23 protein-coding genes and 1 tRNA gene are annotated in these 19,110 nt (G+C 64.4%); 4 read left to right on the top strand and 20 right to left on the bottom strand.

Translation table 11 applies throughout. The features are described 5' to 3' along the window. From J7654_RS12520 to J7654_RS12505, 4 genes are all read right to left on the bottom strand, one after another. Positions 1-396 carry a MerR family transcriptional regulator gene (locus J7654_RS12520; protein WP_209736241.1) on the bottom strand — a complete coding sequence of 132 codons (396 nt, stop codon included), beginning with the start codon at positions 394-396 and terminating at the stop codon, positions 1-3. A 76-nt stretch (positions 397-472) separates the two neighbouring features. Continuing rightward, entirely contained in the window at positions 473-1,882 is a 1,410-nt protein-coding gene (mgtE, locus tag J7654_RS12515; RefSeq protein ID WP_209736240.1) for a magnesium transporter, read from the bottom strand. Between the two features lie 205 nt (positions 1,883-2,087). Then, positions 2,088-2,564 (bottom strand): GreA/GreB family elongation factor, encoded by a 477-nt coding sequence (locus J7654_RS12510; protein WP_209736239.1) that lies wholly within the window; start codon positions 2,562-2,564, stop codon positions 2,088-2,090. A 203-nt stretch (positions 2,565-2,767) separates the two neighbouring features. Beyond that, positions 2,768-2,852 (bottom strand) — tRNA-Leu (locus tag J7654_RS12505). Positions 2,853-3,068: 216 nt separating this feature from the next. On the opposite strand from J7654_RS12505, the gene lipB reads away from it, so the two are divergent. The 4 genes from lipB (at position 3,069) to J7654_RS12485 (ending at position 5,888) form a co-directional block, all read left to right on the top strand. Next, entirely contained in the window at positions 3,069-3,764 is a 696-nt protein-coding gene (gene lipB, locus J7654_RS12500; protein ID WP_245195770.1) for a lipoyl(octanoyl) transferase LipB, read from the top strand. Further along, positions 3,761-4,213: a YaiI/YqxD family protein gene (locus J7654_RS12495; protein ID WP_209736237.1), complete on the top strand. Its 453-nt coding sequence runs from the start codon at positions 3,761-3,763 to the stop codon at positions 4,211-4,213. The genes lipB and J7654_RS12495 overlap by 4 nt, the downstream gene beginning before the upstream one ends. Before the next feature lie 134 nt (positions 4,214-4,347). Then, complete coding sequence (locus J7654_RS12490; protein ID WP_209740510.1) at positions 4,348-5,124, top strand: cytochrome b/b6 domain-containing protein; 777 nt, start codon at positions 4,348-4,350, stop codon at positions 5,122-5,124. Beyond that, the gene (locus J7654_RS12485; protein ID WP_209736236.1) at positions 5,121-5,888 is read left to right on the top strand and encodes a molybdopterin-binding protein; all 768 of its coding nucleotides are present in this window, start codon (positions 5,121-5,123) and stop codon (positions 5,886-5,888) included. The genes J7654_RS12490 and J7654_RS12485 overlap by 4 nt, the downstream gene beginning before the upstream one ends. Here the strand turns inward: J7654_RS12485 and J7654_RS12480 are convergent. From J7654_RS12480 to rpsE, 16 genes are all read right to left on the bottom strand, one after another. Then, entirely contained in the window at positions 5,864-6,658 is a 795-nt protein-coding gene (locus tag J7654_RS12480; protein ID WP_245195488.1) for an ATP12 family chaperone protein, read from the bottom strand. The genes J7654_RS12485 and J7654_RS12480 overlap by 25 nt on opposite strands. Then, positions 6,613-7,308, bottom strand: a complete 696-nt coding sequence (locus J7654_RS12475; protein WP_209736235.1) for an HAD-IA family hydrolase — start codon at positions 7,306-7,308, stop codon at positions 6,613-6,615. The genes J7654_RS12480 and J7654_RS12475 overlap by 46 nt, the downstream gene beginning before the upstream one ends. Continuing rightward, the gene (locus J7654_RS12470) at positions 7,308-8,294 is read right to left on the bottom strand and encodes an RluA family pseudouridine synthase (protein ID WP_209740506.1); all 987 of its coding nucleotides are present in this window, start codon (positions 8,292-8,294) and stop codon (positions 7,308-7,310) included. Before J7654_RS12470 ends, J7654_RS12475 begins: the two co-directional genes overlap by 1 nt. Before the next feature lie 78 nt (positions 8,295-8,372). Then, positions 8,373-9,713, bottom strand: a complete 1,341-nt coding sequence (locus J7654_RS12465) for a replication-associated recombination protein A (protein ID WP_209736234.1) — start codon at positions 9,711-9,713, stop codon at positions 8,373-8,375. A gap of 14 nt (positions 9,714-9,727) precedes the next feature. Next, positions 9,728-11,164 (bottom strand): DegQ family serine endoprotease, encoded by a 1,437-nt coding sequence (locus tag J7654_RS12460; RefSeq protein WP_377946578.1) that lies wholly within the window; start codon positions 11,162-11,164, stop codon positions 9,728-9,730. Between the two features lie 124 nt (positions 11,165-11,288). Beyond that, positions 11,289-11,444, bottom strand: coding sequence for a hypothetical protein (locus tag J7654_RS12455; protein WP_209736232.1), 156 nt, complete (start codon positions 11,442-11,444; stop codon positions 11,289-11,291). Between the two features lie 249 nt (positions 11,445-11,693). Next, complete coding sequence (locus J7654_RS12450; RefSeq protein WP_209736231.1) at positions 11,694-12,737, bottom strand: SDR family oxidoreductase; 1,044 nt, start codon at positions 12,735-12,737, stop codon at positions 11,694-11,696. Positions 12,738-12,829: 92 nt separating this feature from the next. Continuing rightward, positions 12,830-13,258, bottom strand: a complete 429-nt coding sequence (rplQ, locus tag J7654_RS12445) for a 50S ribosomal protein L17 (RefSeq protein ID WP_209736230.1) — start codon at positions 13,256-13,258, stop codon at positions 12,830-12,832. A 138-nt stretch (positions 13,259-13,396) separates the two neighbouring features. Further along, positions 13,397-14,416 carry a DNA-directed RNA polymerase subunit alpha gene (locus J7654_RS12440; protein WP_209736229.1) on the bottom strand — a complete coding sequence of 340 codons (1,020 nt, stop codon included), beginning with the start codon at positions 14,414-14,416 and terminating at the stop codon, positions 13,397-13,399. A gap of 132 nt (positions 14,417-14,548) precedes the next feature. Continuing rightward, complete coding sequence (gene rpsK / locus J7654_RS12435; protein ID WP_185985318.1) at positions 14,549-14,938, bottom strand: 30S ribosomal protein S11; 390 nt, start codon at positions 14,936-14,938, stop codon at positions 14,549-14,551. A 100-nt stretch (positions 14,939-15,038) separates the two neighbouring features. Beyond that, complete coding sequence (gene rpsM, locus J7654_RS12430) at positions 15,039-15,407, bottom strand: 30S ribosomal protein S13 (RefSeq protein ID WP_209736228.1); 369 nt, start codon at positions 15,405-15,407, stop codon at positions 15,039-15,041. Positions 15,408-15,599: 192 nt separating this feature from the next. Beyond that, positions 15,600-16,184: an adenylate kinase gene (locus J7654_RS12425; protein ID WP_209736227.1), complete on the bottom strand. Its 585-nt coding sequence runs from the start codon at positions 16,182-16,184 to the stop codon at positions 15,600-15,602. Then, positions 16,181-17,524: a preprotein translocase subunit SecY gene (secY, locus tag J7654_RS12420; protein ID WP_209736226.1), complete on the bottom strand. Its 1,344-nt coding sequence runs from the start codon at positions 17,522-17,524 to the stop codon at positions 16,181-16,183. The genes J7654_RS12425 and secY overlap by 4 nt, the downstream gene beginning before the upstream one ends. A 197-nt stretch (positions 17,525-17,721) precedes the next feature. Further along, on the bottom strand, positions 17,722-18,198 hold the full coding sequence (gene rplO / locus J7654_RS12415; protein WP_209736225.1) for a 50S ribosomal protein L15: 477 nt from the start codon (positions 18,196-18,198) through the stop codon (positions 17,722-17,724). 16 nt (positions 18,199-18,214) lie between these two features. Continuing rightward, a complete protein-coding gene (rpmD, locus tag J7654_RS12410) occupies positions 18,215-18,418 on the bottom strand; it encodes a 50S ribosomal protein L30 (protein ID WP_209736224.1) in 204 nt (67 codons plus the stop codon). A gap of 63 nt (positions 18,419-18,481) precedes the next feature. After that, positions 18,482-19,033, bottom strand: coding sequence for a 30S ribosomal protein S5 (gene rpsE, locus J7654_RS12405; protein ID WP_209740504.1), 552 nt, complete (start codon positions 19,031-19,033; stop codon positions 18,482-18,484). Positions 19,034-19,110: the final 77 nt, after the last annotated feature.

Raw genomic sequence — 19,110 nt, 5'->3', positions numbered from 1 at the left:
TCAGCTCGAAACCGGCGCGATGCCGAGTTCGGCCATGCGCGTAAGACACGCCTCCTCGGCATGATCGAGCTCGGCCAGAAGGTCGTCGATATCCCGGCGCTTCTGCTCCAGCTCGGCCCGTCGTTCGGCGACCTTGCGGATGATCGTGCGCAACTGGCCGGCCTCGCCGGGGGGCGAACGATACATGCCCATGATCTCGCGGATTTCAGCGATGGAAAAGCCCAGCCGCTTGCCGCGCAGGATGGCCTTGAGAAGCTGGCGGTCCGAATGGCGGAAGAGCCGCGTGCGCCCGCGACGGATGGGCGCGATGAGCCCTTCGTCCTCGTAGAAGCGGATCGTGCGCGTGGAGATGTCGAATTCGCGCGTCAGCTCCGTGATCGTGTAGTAATCGCGCATCGCCTCACCAAACGTCGGAAAACACCGTCTTCTCCATTCCAGATTTACGTAAAAGTCAATCGCGAAGATGTGACCGTCAACCGAGGCCGAACCACCAGGTGGCCAGGCCGAGGAAACCGAGGAAACCGACGACGTCGGTAATCGCGGTGACGAACACGGCGGAGGCGATGGCCGGGTCGGCGCCAGCCTTGTTAAGAAGCAGCGGAATGAGGATTCCGGCAAGGGCCGCGGTCAGCATGTTGATGACCATCGCCGTGCCGATCACGAGCCCGATATCCGGGTCTCCCAGCCAGAGCGTGGCGATGCAGGCGAGCAGGACCGCGATGGCCGAGCCGTTCAGGAGCCCGACCAGCACCTCGCGGCGGATGATGCGGCCCGAATTGTGGATGTGGATGTCACGCGTGGCGATGGCGCGCACGGTTACGGTCATCGTCTGCGCCGCCGCATTGCCCCCCATGGAAGCGACGATGGGCATGAGGGCCGCGAGCGCTACCATCTGCTCGATCGTTGCGTCGAAAAGCCCGATCACCATGGCCGCGAGAAAGGCCGTGCCGAGATTGACGAACAGCCAGGGAAAGCGCGAGCGGGCGGAGGTGCGCACGCTGTCGGAGATCTCCTCGTCGCCCACGCCGCCGAGCCGGCGAAAATCCTCCTCCGCCTCGGCCTGGATGACATCCACCACGTCGTCGATGGTCAGGACGCCTACGAGCCGTTCGCTGTCGTCCACCACCGCCGCGGACAACAGGTCGTACTGCTCGAATATCTGGGCCGCCTCCTCCTGGTCCATCTCCGCCGGGATCGCGTGGCGCGTGGGGTGCATGATGGATTCGATGGCGACGGGCCGTTTCGCGCGGAGCACCTGGTGTAGGTCCACGGCCCCGAGCAGCTTGAAGGACGGATCGACCACGAAGATCTGCGCGAAGCTGTCCGGCAGGTCGTCGTCCTCGCGCATGTAGTCGATCGTCTGTCCCACCGTCCAGAAAGGCGGAACGGCGACGAACTCGGTCTGCATTCGCCGGCCGGCCGTCTCCTCGGGATATTCCAGCGCGCGGCGCAGGCGCAGCCGTTCGCGGAACGGCAGGCGCTGGAGGATTTCCGTCCGATCCTCCTCTTCCAGGTCCTCGAGGATGTAGACCGCGTCGTCGGAATCGAGCTCCAGGATCGCGTCCGCGATCCGCTCGTTCGGCATGGCGTCGATGATCTCGAGCCGAACCGCCTCGTCCACCTCCGTGAGAGCCGTATAGTCGAAGTCGGAGCCGAGCAGGCGCACCAGCGCCTGCCGCTCCTCCGTTCCCAGATACTCGATCAGGTCGCCGAGTTCCGTCTCGTGGAGGTCTTCCGCCGCTTCGCGCAACGACTGCGCGTCCCTGCGTTCGAGCGCCGATCGGATGCCGGCGATAAAATCGGAGGAGAGGACGCCGTCTTCGCCGTAGATGCGTCCGTCCTGGCGCTCGGCGTTCTCCTGATGGGTTTCGGCCTCAGCCATCGTCACATCTCCTGCCGCCAGCGCCTGTGTGGCCGATCTGCCTGAAAAGCGGGTGGGTGCAAAGGCCGTGCGATCGCGAAACTGCGGCGAACGCCGCTGCACCTCCCCTTTGCAGGCGGCCGACGCGCAGCAGCAACACCCGAAAGCTAGGTGGCAGGGATCAACACGGCGCTGCGGCCGCACCGGCAGTCCGTTAAGAAGACGGTCAGGCGTCCGCTGTCTCTATGGCGAGAATTTCGATCGGTTCGTCTTTTCCGCCCCCGACGAAGTGGATGATCTCGCCCACGCGCCCGCCTTCCAGGGCCTTGGCGAGGGGGGCCGTCCAGGCGATCAAGCCCTTCGGCGGCTCGGCTTCGTCCTCCCCCACGATCCGAAGCCTCTCGACCTTGCCGCGCCGGCGGATGACGGCCGTCGTGCCGAAGCCCACCGTGTCCGCCGCGCGATCTGGCTCCACGACCTGCATGGTGGCGCGGCGCGCGAACCAATAGCGTAGATCACGCGCGAGGATCGCTTCGCGGTCCTTCTCCGATGTCGCCCCGATCTGTGCCTTCAGCGTATGAAGAGCCTCTTCGATCAAGGCTGCCCCGCGCCGCGTCACCAGGTTCAGATGCGGACTGACAGGCCGCTCCGGCAAGGGCGGCAGCGGGGCATCGTCAATCTCTCTGGTGAATGCCTGGGCCATCCTGCGCTCCTTGCCCCCACAACGCTCCGACAGGGCTCAGGATGCATGATCCCCGCACTTTGGCGAGTTGCACGGCCGAGAAACCTCGCGGAGAGCATGGCGGAATGCCGCCAGCCAGCAAGACACGATATGACGCAAGAAGAGTTCCGGCGCGTGATTGCGCGGCGCGAACGACTGAATCACGAGGAAGGGATAAGCAAGGCTGGTGCGGTCGAGAAGACTCGAACTTCCACGGGTTGCCCCACAGCGACCTCAACGCTGCGCGTCTACCAATTCCGCCACGACCGCACGCCGTGTTCCGGCTTTCGCCGGGCCGGTCTCGCTGACCGGTGGCGGGCATGTAACAAAGCCTCCGGTCCGGCACAAGCGTTTTTACCGCGGTTCTTGCGCGAAGATGGAGAGGTGGCTTCCGGGCGAAGGAGCGGACAGCTACAAGGAGGGATGACGATCCGGCCGCCCATGCCCCCATCCCCCCCTCGCCTCGCCACGCCCTCCCTGCCCTTCATGGCCACGCCGGGGAGTGCGCCGGTGGAATGGATCGTGCGGGACGGGCTGTGCGACTATGAGGCCGCCCTGGCCTTCATGGACGAGCGCGTGGCGGCGATCTCGGCGGGGGCGGCAAGCGAAGCCGTGCTCCTTGTAGAGCACCCGCCGCTCTACACCGCCGGCACCAGCGCGCAACCCGAAGACCTCGTGCAGCCGAGCCGCTTCCCGGTGTTCAACGCGGGCCGCGGCGGCCAGTACACCTATCACGGGCCGGGCCAGCGCGTGGCCTATGTGATGCTGGACCTGAAGCGCCGGCGCCCGGATGTCCGCGCCTTCGTGGCGGCCCTGGAAGGCTGGATCATAGACACGCTTGCCACGTTCCAGGTGAAGGGAGAGCGTCGCGAGGACCGCGTGGGAGTGTGGGTGCGGCGCCCGGAACGCGCGCCGGGGCCTGATGGAACGTCGCCCGAGGAGAAGATCGCGGCCATCGGCATTCGCTTGCGCAAATGGGTCAGCTTCCACGGCATCAGCCTGAATGTCGATCCCGACCTGTCGCATTTCGAGGGAATCGTGCCCTGCGGCGTGAAGACGCACGGCGTCACGAGCCTCGTGGACCTGGGCATCCCGGCTTCGCTACAGGACGTGGACATCGCCCTGAAGGCACGGTTCGAAAGCGTTTTCGGCCCGGCGATTCGCGCGAAGGAACCGGCTTGACGGTCGTCTATATCGACGCGGATGCCTGCCCGGTGAAGGACGAGGCGCTGGAAATCGCCCTGCGCCATGGGGCCGAGATCGTGCTCGTCTCGAACGGAGGCATGCGCCCCTCACGCTATCCGGGCGCACGGATCGTGACCGTCTCCGACGGCGCCGACGCGGCCGACAACTGGATCGCGGACGCAGCCGGGCCGGGTGACCTCGTGGTCACGGCCGATATCCCGCTTGCCGCGCGCGGCCTCGACAACGGTGCCTGCGTTCTGGGGCCGACGGGGCGCGAATTCACCGCGCAGTCCATCGGAAGCGCGCTGTCCATTCGTGCGTTCAACCAGCACTTGAGGGAAACTGGCGAAAGCAAAGGGTATAATCGCGCTTTCACCAATGCCGACCGCTCTCGCTTCCGTCAGGAACTGGACAAGGCGCTGCGCCGCCTGGGCAAGGCGGGCTGAATATCACGGGAAACTGACTGCATCCGCGCAGCACCTTGTGCCGTAACTGCGAAGACGCTTGAACGCGATTCTGGAAGGTTGAACCGGTGGCGATCTTTCCCCGCCCGAAAGGCTCCCTCGTCTACCGTCAGGCAATGCCCACGCGTCTGGCGCACTGGGCGTGGGCCGTTTGCCTCTTCTTCCTGCTGCTATCGGGGCTTCAGATCTTCATGGCGCGGCCCGATCTTTATATCGGGCAGCAATCGGGCTTCTCGTTCGACAACACCGTCCTGTCCATCGGCGCCGCTTTCGACGGCGATTCCATGCGTGGCTACACGGAAATACTCGGCCACCGCTTCGACACGACCGGCTGGCTCGGTGCGATCCCGGTGAACGGAAATCTTCATGCCAAGAGCTTTCCCGGGTGGATGACGATCCCGTCGTATCGGGATCTGGCGACGGGCCGGGTGGTGCATTTCTTCTTCGCCTGGGCGCTAGTGGTCACGCTGGGTTTCTGGCTCCTGTCCAGCCTGGTGAACGGACATTTGAAGCGCGACATCCTTCCCGGTCCGAACGATCTTCGCGGGCTGGGGCGCGATATCACCGACCATGCCCGACTGCGCCTGCGTCATGGGCGCCGCTATGGTGCCCTTCAGAAGCTGTCCTATTTCGTCGTGATGCTGCTTCTCATGCCGCTGATGATACTGACCGGCCTGACCATGTCGCCGGGCTTCAACGCCTTCGCGCCCTGGACGCTCGATCTCTTCGGGGGCCGGCAAACCGCGCGCACGCTCCACTTCGTGGTCATGCTGCTGCTGGTCGCGTTCTTCGTGGTGCATGTGCTGATGGTTCTGCTGGCCGGCCCCGTCAACGAACTCCGCTCCATGGTGACGGGCTGGTTCAGAATCGATTCCGCGGAGGATGGTCAATGAACCGCCGCCGTTTCCTGACAGGCGCCGCCGTCGCCTCCTCGCTGCCCCTCGCCGGCTGCTTCGACGCCGTGGGCCAGCGCGACAGCGATGTGCGCCGGTTCCTCCTCAGGGCCAACGACTGGACCTATCGCGTCCAGCGCCTGATGCTCGGATCGGACCAGCTCGCGCGCGAATTCTCCCGCAGCGAAATCCGCCAACCCATGCGGCCCAACGGATCGACCAATCCACAGGCGTCCGATTATCTGCGGCATGTGGCGGAGGGTTTCCGTGACTATCGCCTGTCCATCCGGGGCATGGTGGCTCGCCCCCTCGCGTTCTCGTTGGACGAGTTGCGCAACATGCCCGCGCGCACGCAGATCACCCGCCATGACTGCGTGGAGGGGTGGAGTTGCGTTGCCGAATGGACCGGGACGCCCCTGGCTCTCGTGCTGGACGAGGCCAGCGTTCTCCCGCAGGCGCGATATGCCGTTTTCTCCTGCTTCGACGTAATGGAAAACAGCTTTACGGGCCCGATCCGCTACTACGAATCGATCGACCTCCTTGATGCGCGCCATCCCCAGACGATCCTTGCCTACGGGATGAACGGCACCGCGCTACCCGTCGCCAACGGAGCGCCTCTGCGCGTGCGGGTCGAGCGGCAGCTCGGCTACAAGATGGCGAAATACATCGAGGCGATCACGCTGACCGACGATCTCTCAGGCTTCGGCGAAGGACAAGGCGGCTATTGGGAAGATCGCGGCTACGAGTGGTTCGCGGGAATTTGAGCGAACAGGGCAGCGGCCTTCATATCCTCGAACCGGGCGTCGCGGCGCGCCTGCGCCTCCTCATCCCCACCCCATTGCTGGGTATTCCAGTCCTCATCGACATGGGCCGCCTGCCATGCCTTCTCGATGGTGAGCTCACGTTCGGCGACGGCCAGCGCGAGCAACAGCGAGCCCGTGAGCGTGGCCATCTGGTGAAGCGCGGCCACGGCAAAGGCGTCTTCGTAAGCGTCGATCCACTGCGACATAGCTGCCAGCGTTTCCGGCGGCTGCGCGACATGCATCACCCCCTCGACGCGGATGAAATCATGGCCGATCCGGCCTCTCGCCCACGCCAGCACGGGGTCCCAATGCGCCACTTGCCGCTCAAGCAGCCGCTCAGGCGATTCGGCGCGGTAGAAGACGAGGTCGGTTTCAGCATAGCGCCTCAAGTCGTGCCGCACCGGCGCGGGATCATCGGCGATACCATCGACGATCGTGTTGGCGAGGCGGGTCACCGGCATGGTCGCGGGGTTCACGCGTTCGCCTTGCGCATTCCATTCGGCCGCGACGGCCAGAGCAGGCCTTTCAGCGGGCAGGACGAGCGGCTTGCGCGCCGGCGTGCGCACCGGGCGACCGTCGAGAAGCACCGCGTGGCCGCCATTCGCCGGGGCGATCGCCGCCTCGCGGTAAAAGCGCTTGGGAAGTTCGGGGCGGGCGAGGGAATGGCTCATGGAAACGATCCGGGTCAGGATGCCGCGGGGGCCATGGACCGCTGCCGCGCGATAAGCCATTCGTCCAGACGACCCGAGAGGGCGGCCGTGTCGTCCACCACAGTCGCCGCGCCCGCGCCAAGCAGCGCCTGCCGGGAAGCGGCGCCCCAAGACACGCCGAGGCCCCCGGCTCCGGCCGCGACGGCCATCTGCATGTCATAGATCGCGTCGCCGACGACGATCGCGTCCGCCGGATCGATTCCCACCTCGCCGCAGCACTCCTGCACCATGGCGGGGTGAGGCTTGGAGGGGCAGTCGTCTGCCGTCCGAATGGCGGTGAACACACGCTCTATGCCGTGCGATTGCAGGATCCGACGCACGCCGCGGCGCGACTTACCCGTCACCATGCCCAAACGCACATCCGGCCGCGCGGAGAGCGAAGCCAGCAGCGGCGCGATACCCGGAAAGAGAGGCTCGTCGAACGCGAACTCGTTGCGCGATTCGCGAAAGACCGAACGATACGTTTCCGCCAGCGCGACCACCTCGGCTGGCGAGGCATCAGGGGCGAGTTGCGCGAAGGCGCGCTCCAGAGAAAGCCCGATGATGGCGTGGATCGCCACATCCTGGGGCGCCGCGCGGCCCGTTCGCTCGAAAGCGAGGCGCATGGTGCGGCAGATGATGGGAAAGCTGTCGGCCAGCGTTCCATCGCAATCGAAGAGGACGAGGCGCATCAGTCGTTCATCTCCGCCTCGTCGAATCCGAAGAGGTTCCAGGTCTGCACCATATGGGGCGGCAAAGGGGCGACCTGGTCGATCACCCCCCCGCCCGGATGCGGAATGACGATCCGGCGCGCGTGAAGATGCAGGCGATTCTGGACGCCGCCGGGAAATTCCCAATTGGTGTCGTGCTCGAAATATTTCGGGTCACCCAGAATCGGATGGCCGAGATGGGCGGCATGAACGCGAAGCTGGTGCGTGCGGCCCGTATAGGGCTCCATCTCCAGCCATGCGAAGTTCTGCGCCACCTGGTCGATGACGCGGTAATGCGTCAGCGCGTGATCGGCCCCATCCTCGCCGTGCTTGGCAACACGCATGCGGTCGCCGTCCGGCGTCTGCTCCTTCACCAGATAGGTGGAGATACGCCCGTCATGGGGCGCCGGCACGCCCTTCACGATCGCCCAATAGGTCTTCTTCGTATCGCGTTCGCGAAAGGCCTTGGTCAGCGAAACGGCCGCACCCCTCGTGCGCGCCACGACGAGGATGCCGGACGTATCGCGGTCCAGCCGATGAACCAGCCTCGGCTTTTCACCCCGCTTGGAACGCCACGCCTCCAGCATCTTGTCCACGTGGCGGGATATGCCCGAGCCGCCCTGCACGGCGAGGCCCGCGGGCTTATTGAACACGAAGACCTTCTCATCCTCGTAGATGAGCATCTGCGCGAGGACATCGGCGTCGTGCCGGTCCCGCATCGTGTTGGCGGTGAGCGGCACGGCCTTCATCCGCGCCTGGTCGGCGCCCATGGGCGGAATGCGGATGAGCTGGCCCGGGGCGAGGCGCGTATCGGTTTTCGCCCGTCCCCCATCGACGCGAATCTGGCCGGACCGCAACAGCTTCTGCAAATGCCCGAAGCCGAGGCCGGGATAATGAAGCTTGAACCAGCGATCGAGCCTCAAGCCCGTCTCGTCCGGCCCTACCTTGACCTGCTCCACCACCGACATGCGCGTTCCTTCCTTCGTCACGGTCTCCGATAGCGCGTTTGCGCGCGGATCGGAACCGCTGGAGAGACCGGCAGCGCGTTACCGCCCCTCCCGCTCGCGACGCAAACGCTCCCAGTTCTCCATCCGCTCCGCGATCCGCCGTTCCATCCCGAACTCGGTGGGACGATAGAAGCTCTGGCGGCCGAGTTCTGTCGGGAAGTAATCCTGCCCCGAAAAGGCGTCCGGCTCGTCGTGGTCGTAGCGATAGCCGGCGCCGTAGCCCTCGCCCTTCATCAATTTCGTCGGCGCGTTCAGAATATGCCGGGGCGGCAGGAGCGACCCGTTTTCCTTTGCCGTGCGCATCGCGGCCTTGAACGCCTTGTAGACGGCGTTCGACTTGGGCGCAGCGGCGAGATAGACGGTCGCCTGCGCCAGCGCCAGTTCACCTTCCGGCGAGCCGAGATAGTCGTAGGCGTCCTTTGCGGCATTGGCGACGACGAGCGCATTGGGGTCGGCCAGGCCGATATCCTCCACCGCCATGCGCACCAGCCGCCGCCCCAGATAAAGCGGCTCTTCGCCGGCGTCGAGCATACGGCACAGATAGTAGAGCGCCGCGTCCGGGTCCGAGCCCCGGACGGATTTATGCAGGGCGGAGATAAGGTTGTAGTGGCCGTCCTGGCTCTTGTCGTAGACCGGGGCGCGACGTTGAACGATCCGCTGCACCCCTTCGGCATCGAAGATCTCCCCCGCCTTGGCCGCCCGCCAGACTTCCTCCGCCAGCGTCAGGATGGCCCGGCCATCGCCATCCGCCATGCGCAGGAGAACCGCCCTCGCCTCCTCGCTCACCGGCAGGGATCGGCCCTCTATCGCCTCGGCGCGGTCCAGCAGCTTGGAAAGGCTGGCTGCATCATGAGGATGGAAGCTGAGGACCCGCGCCCGCGAAAGCAGCGCCGCGTTGAGCTCGAAGGACGGGTTCTCCGTCGTCGCGCCCACCAGCACCACCGTGCCGTCCTCCATGACGGGCAGGAAGGAATCCTGCTGGGCACGGTTGAAGCGGTGGATCTCGTCGACGAACAAAAGCGTTCGGCGGCCAGCGGGGCGGCGTAGACGCGCGGCTTCGAACACCTTCTTCAGATCGGCGACGCCTGAGAAGATGGCGGAAATCTGCTCGAAGGCGAACTCGACATCCCGCGCCATGAGGCGCGCGACCGTCGTCTTGCCCGTGCCCGGCGGCCCCCAGAAAATAACGGAGCCGAGCGAGCCGGACTGAAGCATTCGCGTCAACACCCCGTCCGGGCCTGTGAGGTGATCTTGGCCGACGACATCGGCCAGGGACTGGGGGCGCAGGCGATCGGCCAGCGGGCGCGTCGCGCTGTCGAGACTTTCCGCCTGCGCTGGCCGTTCCCGTTCCGGCGGCGCTTCGCCAAAGAGGTCGGCCATGATGTCCTCCTCGCTCAGCGCACGGTCTGCGTCAGACGCTGGCCGTTCCGCTCGATCTCGAAGCGCCAGCCTCGGGCGCCGCCGCGCAGCATCGCCTCGAGCTTGGCCGAAGATGCGATGGGACGGCCATTCAGCGCCAGCAGGATGTCCTTGGGCTGGAGGCCAAACCGCATGGCGGTCGATCCGCGCTCCACATCGGTAACGACCACGCCCCGCTTGGTCTGCTGCATCTCCAACTCGTCCGCCAAGCGCGGCGAGAGGTTCGCGACCAGAGCGCCTTCGAAGGGCGTGTTGCCCGAGAGGCGCCGCTCGTCCCGCTGCGGTGTTTCAGGCGCCTCCACGAGTTGAAGCGGCACGGAGCGGCGCTCGTCGGCAGACAGAATCTCCAATGTCGCGGTCCTGCCGAGCCCGGCGGTCGCCAGCCTGTAGCCGAGGGCATCCGGCCCATCTATGGCAAAGCCATCCATCGAAAGAACCACGTCGCCCGGCCGCAGACCGGCGGCGGCGGCCGGCGCGTCCTCCGAGACCGAAGCCACGAGCGCACCGCTTGGCCGCGCCATCCCCAGCGCCTCCGCGATATCCGGCGTTACGGGGGTGAAGCTCGCGCCGACATACGGTCGCTGGAACCGTTCGCCACGCTCGGCCGCATCCACGAAGGCGCGCACCATGTTGGAGGGAATCGCAAAGCCGATGCCCATGGAGCCGCCCGACCGAGAGAAGATCGCCGTGTTGACGCCGATCAGTTGCCCGCGCATGTCGATCAGCGCGCCGCCGGAATTGCCGGGGTTGATCGCCGCGTCCGTCTGGATGAAGAAGCCGGAATCGTTGACGCCGACATGCGAGCGCGCCAGCGCGGAGACGATGCCGCTCGTGACGGTTTGCCCGATGCCGAACGGATTGCCGATCGCCAGAACGAGGTCGCCGATTTGCGTTGCATCGGAATCGGCGATGGGAACGATGGGAAAGCTCTCATCCGATTCGATCCTGAGGACCGCCAGATCGACACGTGCATCGCGCGTGAGGATGGTCGAGTTGAACTCGCGGCCATCTGCGAGGGCCACCCTAACCTCGTCTGCTCCCTCGATGACGTGATTGTTCGTTACGACCAGCCCCGAGGAATCGACGAGCACACCGGAACCGAGCGAGGATTCCACGCGCGGCCGGCTCTGCATTCGGCTGCCGAAGAACTGCTCGAAAAACGGATCGCCCGCGAAGGGCGAGCGGCGTTGAACTTGCCGCGCAGCATAGACATTGACGACCGCCGGCGCGGTCTGGCGGACCAGGGGGGCGTAGGTGAGCTGAATTTCGGCCCGACTTTCGGGAACACGTGGTTCGGCCTCGGCCTGTGCAAGCGGCAGTGGCGCCTGTGCAACGGCGCCGGGCACCCCAAGCCCGGCCAATGGAGCGACCACCCCACCTATCACCAGAAAACCAAGGACACCGAAGCCAATCCGCCGCATGAACGCAACCCAAATCCGATTGATACCGGCCCCGAATGGCCAGCCTTGGATATCCCCTATGACTACAACGAAAAAAGGGCCCAATGGGCCCTTTTCGTCCGCGCTCGCCTTAGGATCAGTCCACGACGATCAGCGGGTTGCCGTTCTGCGTCGCCGGCTCCGGCAGGTCGGCCGTCGCGTAGCTGGCGGTAAGAATAGCGAACGCGGTCATTCCGCCCAAAAGCGTAAGAAAAGTCCGCCGCATGGAGAATCCGCCCGTGTTGGTCTGCAACTTTGTATTGTCCATAGGATGTGTTGCTTTCGCGTAAATTTCGCGCTCTCGTCCAGCCGTGAGCATCCTGAGTTGCCTAGAAAATGCCGCGCTTCGAAGAAGGTTGCTTTGGGCGGGAAATTTTCCGCGCCTTTCGCATGGCCCTATGCCACGCCCGGCTCGGGCCCGCTATCGTGCCGCTGCAACACCACGCCGTCAGCGCACTTATGCACATGCATTTTACCGCGAGCCGTTTGCAGATGCGTGTGCTCAGCGGCGCCGGCGCACTAATCCGAGCCTTAGAAGGCTTTCGGCCATTGCGCGTATGGCTTCCTCCGGGGAGCGGAAGTCCATGCCCAACCCCTCCCGAGCCGCCGTGGTGTCGAGGGTACGGCGTTGATCGAGTTCGGACGCCAGCGTTCCGGCCCGGCGGGAGACCTTCGCGGCGAACTCGATGAGCGCATTGGGCACGGTGGCTCGCGGCAACCGAGGGCGAAATTCAGGAAAGGCATTGCCCAATGCGTCTGCAATCTCCCGCAAAGTGCGCTGCCCGGCGGTGAGGATGAAGCGCCGCCCGGCCGCTTCCGGCCGCTCCATCGCGGCGACATGGGCCTGTGCGACATCTCTCACATCCACCACGCCGAATCGCGCCGCCGGAACGAGAGGAAGCCGGCCTCTCATCATCATGGCCACGAGATCGGCGGACGTGCCCGGATCGCGATCCATCAGGGGACCCAGGACGAGAGACGGATTGAGAACGGCAAGCTCCATCCCTGTGCCCTCTACCGTCTCCCACGCCGCCCGTTCCGCAAGCGTCTTGGACACGGCATAGGAAGAGATGCGTGGGCTTTCCACGTTGGAGAAGTCCGCTTCCGTGAAGCGAGGATCGGCCCTGCCGTCATGACCATGATAGACCGCGACCACCGACGAGGTGAGCACGAGACGCTCGACCCCGGCTGCTTTCGCCGCTTCCGCGACACGCAGCGTGCCGCCTTTGGCCACCGGGACCAGCGCGAACTTGTCGCGCGGCTGGGATGCGGGAAACGGCGAGGCCGTATGCTGCACGAAGCGGCAGCCCGCCAGTGCCTCGCCCCAGCCTCGGTCATCGGTCAGGTCCGCCTGAACGATCTCCAGTCGGCCGGTCTCGCATCCCGCTGCCGAGAGAGCCGCCCGCGCCTCATCCCCCTTGGTGACCGAACGAACCGTGCCACGCACGGCGTACCCGCGAGCTAGCAGTTCGCGCGCAACATGCTTGGCGACGAATCCAGAGAGCCCCGTAACGAGTACGAGCGGCTGAGAGCCGGCAACCGACATACGAGAACTCCTGACGGCTGGCCGGGCAGCCCCATGTCCATACAAAAAAGGGCCCCCGTGGGCCCCTTCCTGAAATTCAGTTCGGCGGCCCCTCAGGCCGCTTCCGTCTCGCGGGCATCTTCGGCCTCGACGCGCGCACGGTCCGCAGCACCACGAGCGTCCTCGTCACGATCCACAAACTCGATCACGGCCAGAGGAGCGTTGTCACCGCGGCGGAAGCCCGCCTTAAGAACACGGGTGTAGCCGCCGTTGCGGTCCGCATAGCGCGGCGCGAGCGTGTCGAACAGCTTCTTGATCACCGTCTCATCGCGAACCTGGCTGATCGCCTGACGGCGCGCATGCAGATCGCCGCGTTTGCCGAGCGTGATCATCTTTTCGACAATCGGACGAAGGTCTTTCGCTTTGGGCAGGGTGGTGACGATCTGTTCGTGCTCGATGAGCGAAGCGACCATGTTCGCGAACATCGCCTTGCGATGCTCGTGGGTGCGGTTCAGCTTCCGGCCGCGATTACCGTGACGCATGAGTTCTTCCTTGAAAAATGCCGGCTTTCACCGGGGGTCGGCATCCTCGCGTTCCCTTGAAGCGGGTCGCATGTGCCTTTGAATGATTGTCAGGCATGCAAGGGGCCGCCGCCCCAAGGCAGCGGCCCGATCTCAATATCAATACTGGTCTTCGTAGCGCTTGGCCAGATCGTCGATGTTCTCGGGCGGCCAGGCGGCCACCTCCATGCCCAGATGCAGCCCCATCGAGGCGAGAACTTCCTTGATCTCGTTCAGCGACTTGCGGCCGAAATTCGGCGTGCGAAGCATCTCGGCCTCGGTCTTCTGAATGAGGTCGCCGATATAGACGATATTGTCATTCTTCAGGCAGTTGGCCGAACGGACCGAAAGCTCCAACTCGTCCACCTTCTTGAGGAGCGCCGGATTGAACGCAAGCTCGGCGATCTGCTCGTCGCCACCACCACGCGACTCACGCTGCGGCTCCTCGAAGTTCACAAACACCGACAACTGATCCTGAAGAATACGCGCGGCATAGGCTACGGCGTCCTCGCCGGAGATGGACCCATCGGTCTCGATCTCCATGGTCAGCTTGTCCTTGTTCAGGTCCTGGCCTTCACGCGTGTTCTCCACGCGATAGGAGACCTTCTTCACGGGCGAAAAGAGTGAATCGACCGGAATGAGACCGATCGGCGCATCCTCGGCCCGGTTCTGATCGGCGGGCACATAGCCCTTGCCGGTATTGACCGTGAACTCGATGCGGATCTCAGCACCCTCGTCGAGGGTGCAGATTTCATGGGCAGGATTGAGAATCTCGATATCGCCGACAGTCTGAATATCGCCGGCAGTCACCACGCCGGGCCCCTGCTTACGCAGGACCATGCGCTTGGGGCCCTCGCCCTGCATACCGATCGAGATTTCCTTGACGTTCAGGACGATGTCCGTCACGTCCTCGCGCACGCCGGCGATCGAGGAGAACTCGTGCAGCACGCCGTCGATCTGGATCGCGGTAACGGCCGCGCCCTGCAGCGAAGAGAGAAGAACGCGACGCAGCGCATTGCCGAGCGTCAAACCGAAACCGCGCTCCAGCGGCTCGGCGACGAGCGAGGCCTTGGTGCGGTTCGCGCTCTTGAAGACCACCTGGTTCGGCTTGGTCAGGTCCTGCCAGTTGCTGGCGATCATGGCTTTTGCCTTTCAGCTACCCCGCCACCATCCAATCGTGGCGATAGGTCTCTAGGAGAAGGATCCCCCCTCTCAAAACGGGCAAAGCCGCACCGCCGGATAAGCGGTGCGGTTCATTCTCGATGCTTCGCGTTACACGCGGCGCTTCTTGCGGGGGCGAACGCCATTATGCGGGATCGGCGTCACGTCGCGGATCGACGTGATGGTGAAGCCCGCAGCCTGCAGCGCGCGAAGGGCCGACTCACGGCCGGAGCCAGGACCACAAACCTCGACTTCCAGCGTACGCATACCATGCTCCTGCGCCTTCTTGGCAGCATCCTCGGCCGCGATCTGCGCGGCGAAGGGCGTCGACTTGCGCGATCCCTTGAAACCCTGCGCACCGGCCGACGACCAAGCGATCGCGTTGCCCTGGGCATCCGTAATCGTGATCAAGGTGTTGTTGAAGGAGGAGTTCACGTGGGCAACGCCGGACGTGATGTTCTTACGCTCACGGCGACGAACGCGCTGTGCTTCCTTAGCCATTCTCATTCCCTACGATATCGACACCGCCGTAATGCCGGCGGCTACACCCGGCACGGCCACAGCCGTGCCGAAAGAGCGCTCAGGCGCCCCCGACGAACTCTTACTTCTTCTTGCCGGCAATCGCCTTCGCCGGACCCTTGCGGGTGCGGGCGTTGGTATGCGTGCGCTGACCACGGACCGGAAGACCGCGCCGATGACGCAGGCCACGGTAGCAGCCAAGATCCATCAGGCGCTTGATGTTCATCGACGTCTCGCGACGCAGATCACCCTCCACCTGATAGTCGCGATCGATCATCTCACGGATTTGAAGGACTTCCGCGTCCGTCAGATCATTGACGCGACGCTCCGGCGCGAGCCGAACCTTCTCCACGATCTCCTGCGCGAAGCGCGGGCCGATGCCGTGAATATACTGAAGCGCGATGACGACGCGCTTGTTCGTGGGGATGTTGACGCCTGCAATACGGGCCACAACGATACTCCTGCTACGGGCCTCCGGCCCATCATCGTCCGATGCGAGAGCCGAAAACCATACGCGACCGGTCCCGACCCTCATGAAAAAGGCCGCGCCGATCGCTCAGATTCGCGAATAGGCGCGGTTTATAGATATTATCAACGACTAAGTCAACGCAGCCTTGGCCAAGCCCGCGCCGCGACAAGGCCTTCAAGCCGCAGAAACAATTTGCTCGATCTGCCGCGTAACCGCTTCGACAGGCGCCATTCCGTCCACCGTGCGCAGAAGCCCGCGTTCGCGATAGAACGGCCCAACGGCCACGGTGGCTTCCCTGAACTCGCGCAAACGGCGCTGGAAAACCTCCGGATTGTCGTCTTTGCGGATTGGCTTGCCAGCTGCAGCCGTCTCTGCCGCCCGCCTTTCTATGCGATGAACGAGTTGCGCCTCATCGACCTTGAACTCGATGACGGCATCGAGCGCCAGACCGCGTTCGGCAAGCATGGAGTCCAGCGCGTCGGCCTGGGGAATGGTGCGCGGGAAGCCGTCGAGAATGAACCCCCCCTTGGCATCTTCCTCCTCGATTCGCTCCGCGACGATCCCTACGACGATATCGTCCGAAACAAGCTCGCCGGCCTCGATAATGGCCTGCGCCTTCCTGCCGACCTCGGTTCCCGCGGCGACAGCGGCACGGAGCATGTCTCCCGTCGAAAGCTGGGGAATCCCATATTTCTCGACCAGAAGCTGAGCCTGGGTTCCCTTCCCCGCCCCCGGCGGCCCGAGCAGTATCAATCTCATCGGTTCCCCCGTTTTCCCCCGCGAAGCTTGGCCTTCTTCACAAGGCCCTCATACTGGTGCGCCAGGAGGTGCCCCTGCACCTGCGCCACCGTATCCATCGTAACAGACACCACGATCAGCAACGACGTGCCGCCCAGATAGAACGGAATGCCGGCAGTAGAGATCAGCACTTCGGGCAGCAAGCAGACGACCACCAGGTAGATCGCCCCGACCACCGTGATGCGTGTGAGCACGTAATCGATGTACTCCGCCGTCCGCTCCCCGGGGCGGATGCCCGGAATGAAGCCCCCGTGCTTCTTCAAATTGTCGGCCGTATCCTTCGGATTGAAGACGATGGCCGTGTAGAAGAACGCGAAGAACGCGATCATGGCGGCGTAGAAGATCATGTAGAGCGGCTGCCCGTGGCCCAAGGCCGCCACGATGCCCGTGGCCCATCCAGGCAACTGGCTGGTGTCCGAGAAGTTCGCGATCGTCACCGGCAGGAGCAGAAGCGAGGACGCAAAGATCGCGGGGATCACACCGGCGGTGTTCAGCTTCAGGGGCAGATGCGACGTGTCGCCCTGGAACATGCGATTGCCGACCTGACGCTTCGGATACTGGATCAGAAGCCGCCGTTGCGCACGCTCGAAGAAAACGATGACCACGATGCAGCCGATCGCAACGAATACGACCAGTCCGATGATGCCCATAGAAAGAGCGCCGGTGCGGCCCAATTCGAGAAGCTGCGCGATGGCGGACGGCAGGTTCGCCACGATCCCGGCGAAGATGATGAGCGAGATACCGTTGCCGATGCCGCGAGCGGTGATCTGCTCACCCAGCCACATCAGAAACATCGTGCCGCCGACGAGCGTGATCACCGCGGAGACGATAAAGAACGCACCGGGCGAGGTTACGATATTGCCGGAAGACTGAAGCCCGACCGCGATCCCATAGGCCTGGACCGTCGCCAGAAGCACCGTACCGTAGCGGGTGTACTGGTTGATGACCTTGCGACCCTGCTCTCCTTCCTTCTTCAACTGCTCCAGGGTCGGCACGACCGACGTCATTAGCTGGATGATGATCGAAGCGGAGATGTACGGCATGATGCCGAGCGCGAAGATCGCCATCCGCTCGACGGCGCCGCCGGCGAACATGTTGAAGAGACCGAGGATACCCGTGGACTGCTGGCTGAACGCCTGCGCCATCGCTTCGGGGTCGATGCCCGGCATCGGGATATAGGTCCCAAGGCGATAGACCAGAAGCGCACCCAGGGTGAACCAGATACGCTTCTTCAAGTCCTCCGCCTTGGAAAAGGCGGCGAAGTTAAGATTGGCGGCAAGTTGCTCGGCGGCCGATGCCATCGTCGATTATCTCCGGGTTGCCCCCAACGAGCGCGTAGATCGAATCAACGTCCGATCACGAAGGAAACGCGTCCTGCTTGTTTCTGTAGACCGCCCGACCGACGCAAACGCAAGAGCGAGAACGCGGAACGCGCGAACGGGCGGCCTTGTGCCGCCCGACATGAAACGGGCGGCACAAGCCCGCCCGCAGACTGTCTTCAGGCTTCTGCCTGAGCCGGAGCCCGGGTCTGGACCGAACCGCCCGCCTTCTCGACCTTCTCGACAGCGGCCTTGGAAGCGCCATCCACCGAGAGCGAAAGCTTCGATGTCACTTCGCCGTCGGCGAGGAGACGGACACCGTCGCGCGAGCGGCGAACGAGCCCCGCAGCCTTCAACGCCTCGATATCGATCTCGCCACCCGCGTCCAGCTTGCCATCATCGATCGCCTTCTGAATCCGACCGAGCGACACGATGTTGAACTTCTTGGCAAAGATGTTCACGAATCCGCGCTTGGGCAGGCGACGGTACAGGGGCATCTGCCCGCCTTCGAAGCCGTTGATCGCAACGCCTGAGCGGGACTTTTGCCCCTTAACGCCGCGGCCACCGGTCTTGCCGGACCCCGAACCGATGCCGCGCCCCAGCCGCTTGCGCGAATGGGTGGCGCCTTCTCTATCGGCGATTTCATTCAGTTTCATCACTGCTACTCCCGGCTCACTGGCCGTCCACGACGCGGACGAGGTGGCTGACCTTGGCGATCATGCCACGCACGGCAGGAGTATCCTCCAGCGTCCGGCGACGGTGCATCTTGTTCAGCCCGAGACCGACGAGCGTCTGACGCTGGTCGGCGGGGCGGCGAAGCGGGCTTCCGGTCTGCTCGACGGTGATCGTCTTCCCGGTCTGTTCGTTCTTGGCCACGATAGGCTCCTCAAAAACTGGCGCGGATCAATCAACGATTCGCGGCAAATGCCGCGCTCCCGATCAATCCTCAGCGCCGACCAGGTCGCGACGACGCGCCTGCAGGGTCGAATACTTCAGGCCACGGCGAGCGGCGACATCCTTCGGATGGGCCTGATGCTTGAGCGCATCGAAGGTCGCGCGAACCATGTTGTAAGGGTTCGACGAGCCGAGCGACTTGGCGACGACATCGTGCATACCGACCGCCTCGAACACGGCGCGCATCGGCCCGCCGGCGATGATGCCGGTACCGGCCTCGGCCGTGCGAAGAATTACCTTGCCGGCACCATGTCGGCCCTGAACGTCGTGATGCAGCGTACGCGCATCGCGCAGCGGCACGAAGATCAGGTCGCGCTTCGCGGCTTCCGTGGCCTTGCGGATGGCCTCCGGCACTTCGCGCGCCTTACCGTGGCCGAAGCCCACGCGGCCCTTCAGATCGCCGACGACGACGAGGGCGGCAAAGCCGAAGCGGCGACCACCCTTCACGACCTTGGCGACGCGGTTGATGTGGACGAGCTTGTCGACGAAGCCGTCGTCCCGCTCTTCGCGGTCATTTCTCTCGTTACGAGGCGCCATATCCTGTCCTTGTTCTTTTCCGGAGGCGTCCGATGATGATGCCGCTCGCTCGAGTCGAACAGCACCGGGCTTAAAGC

Origin of the sequence: Aureimonas populi, from assembly GCF_017815515.1 — a bacterium.
Lineage (GTDB): Bacteria > Pseudomonadota > Alphaproteobacteria > Rhizobiales > Rhizobiaceae > Aureimonas > Aureimonas populi.
This window is presented reverse-complemented; position numbering and strand designations above follow the sequence as displayed.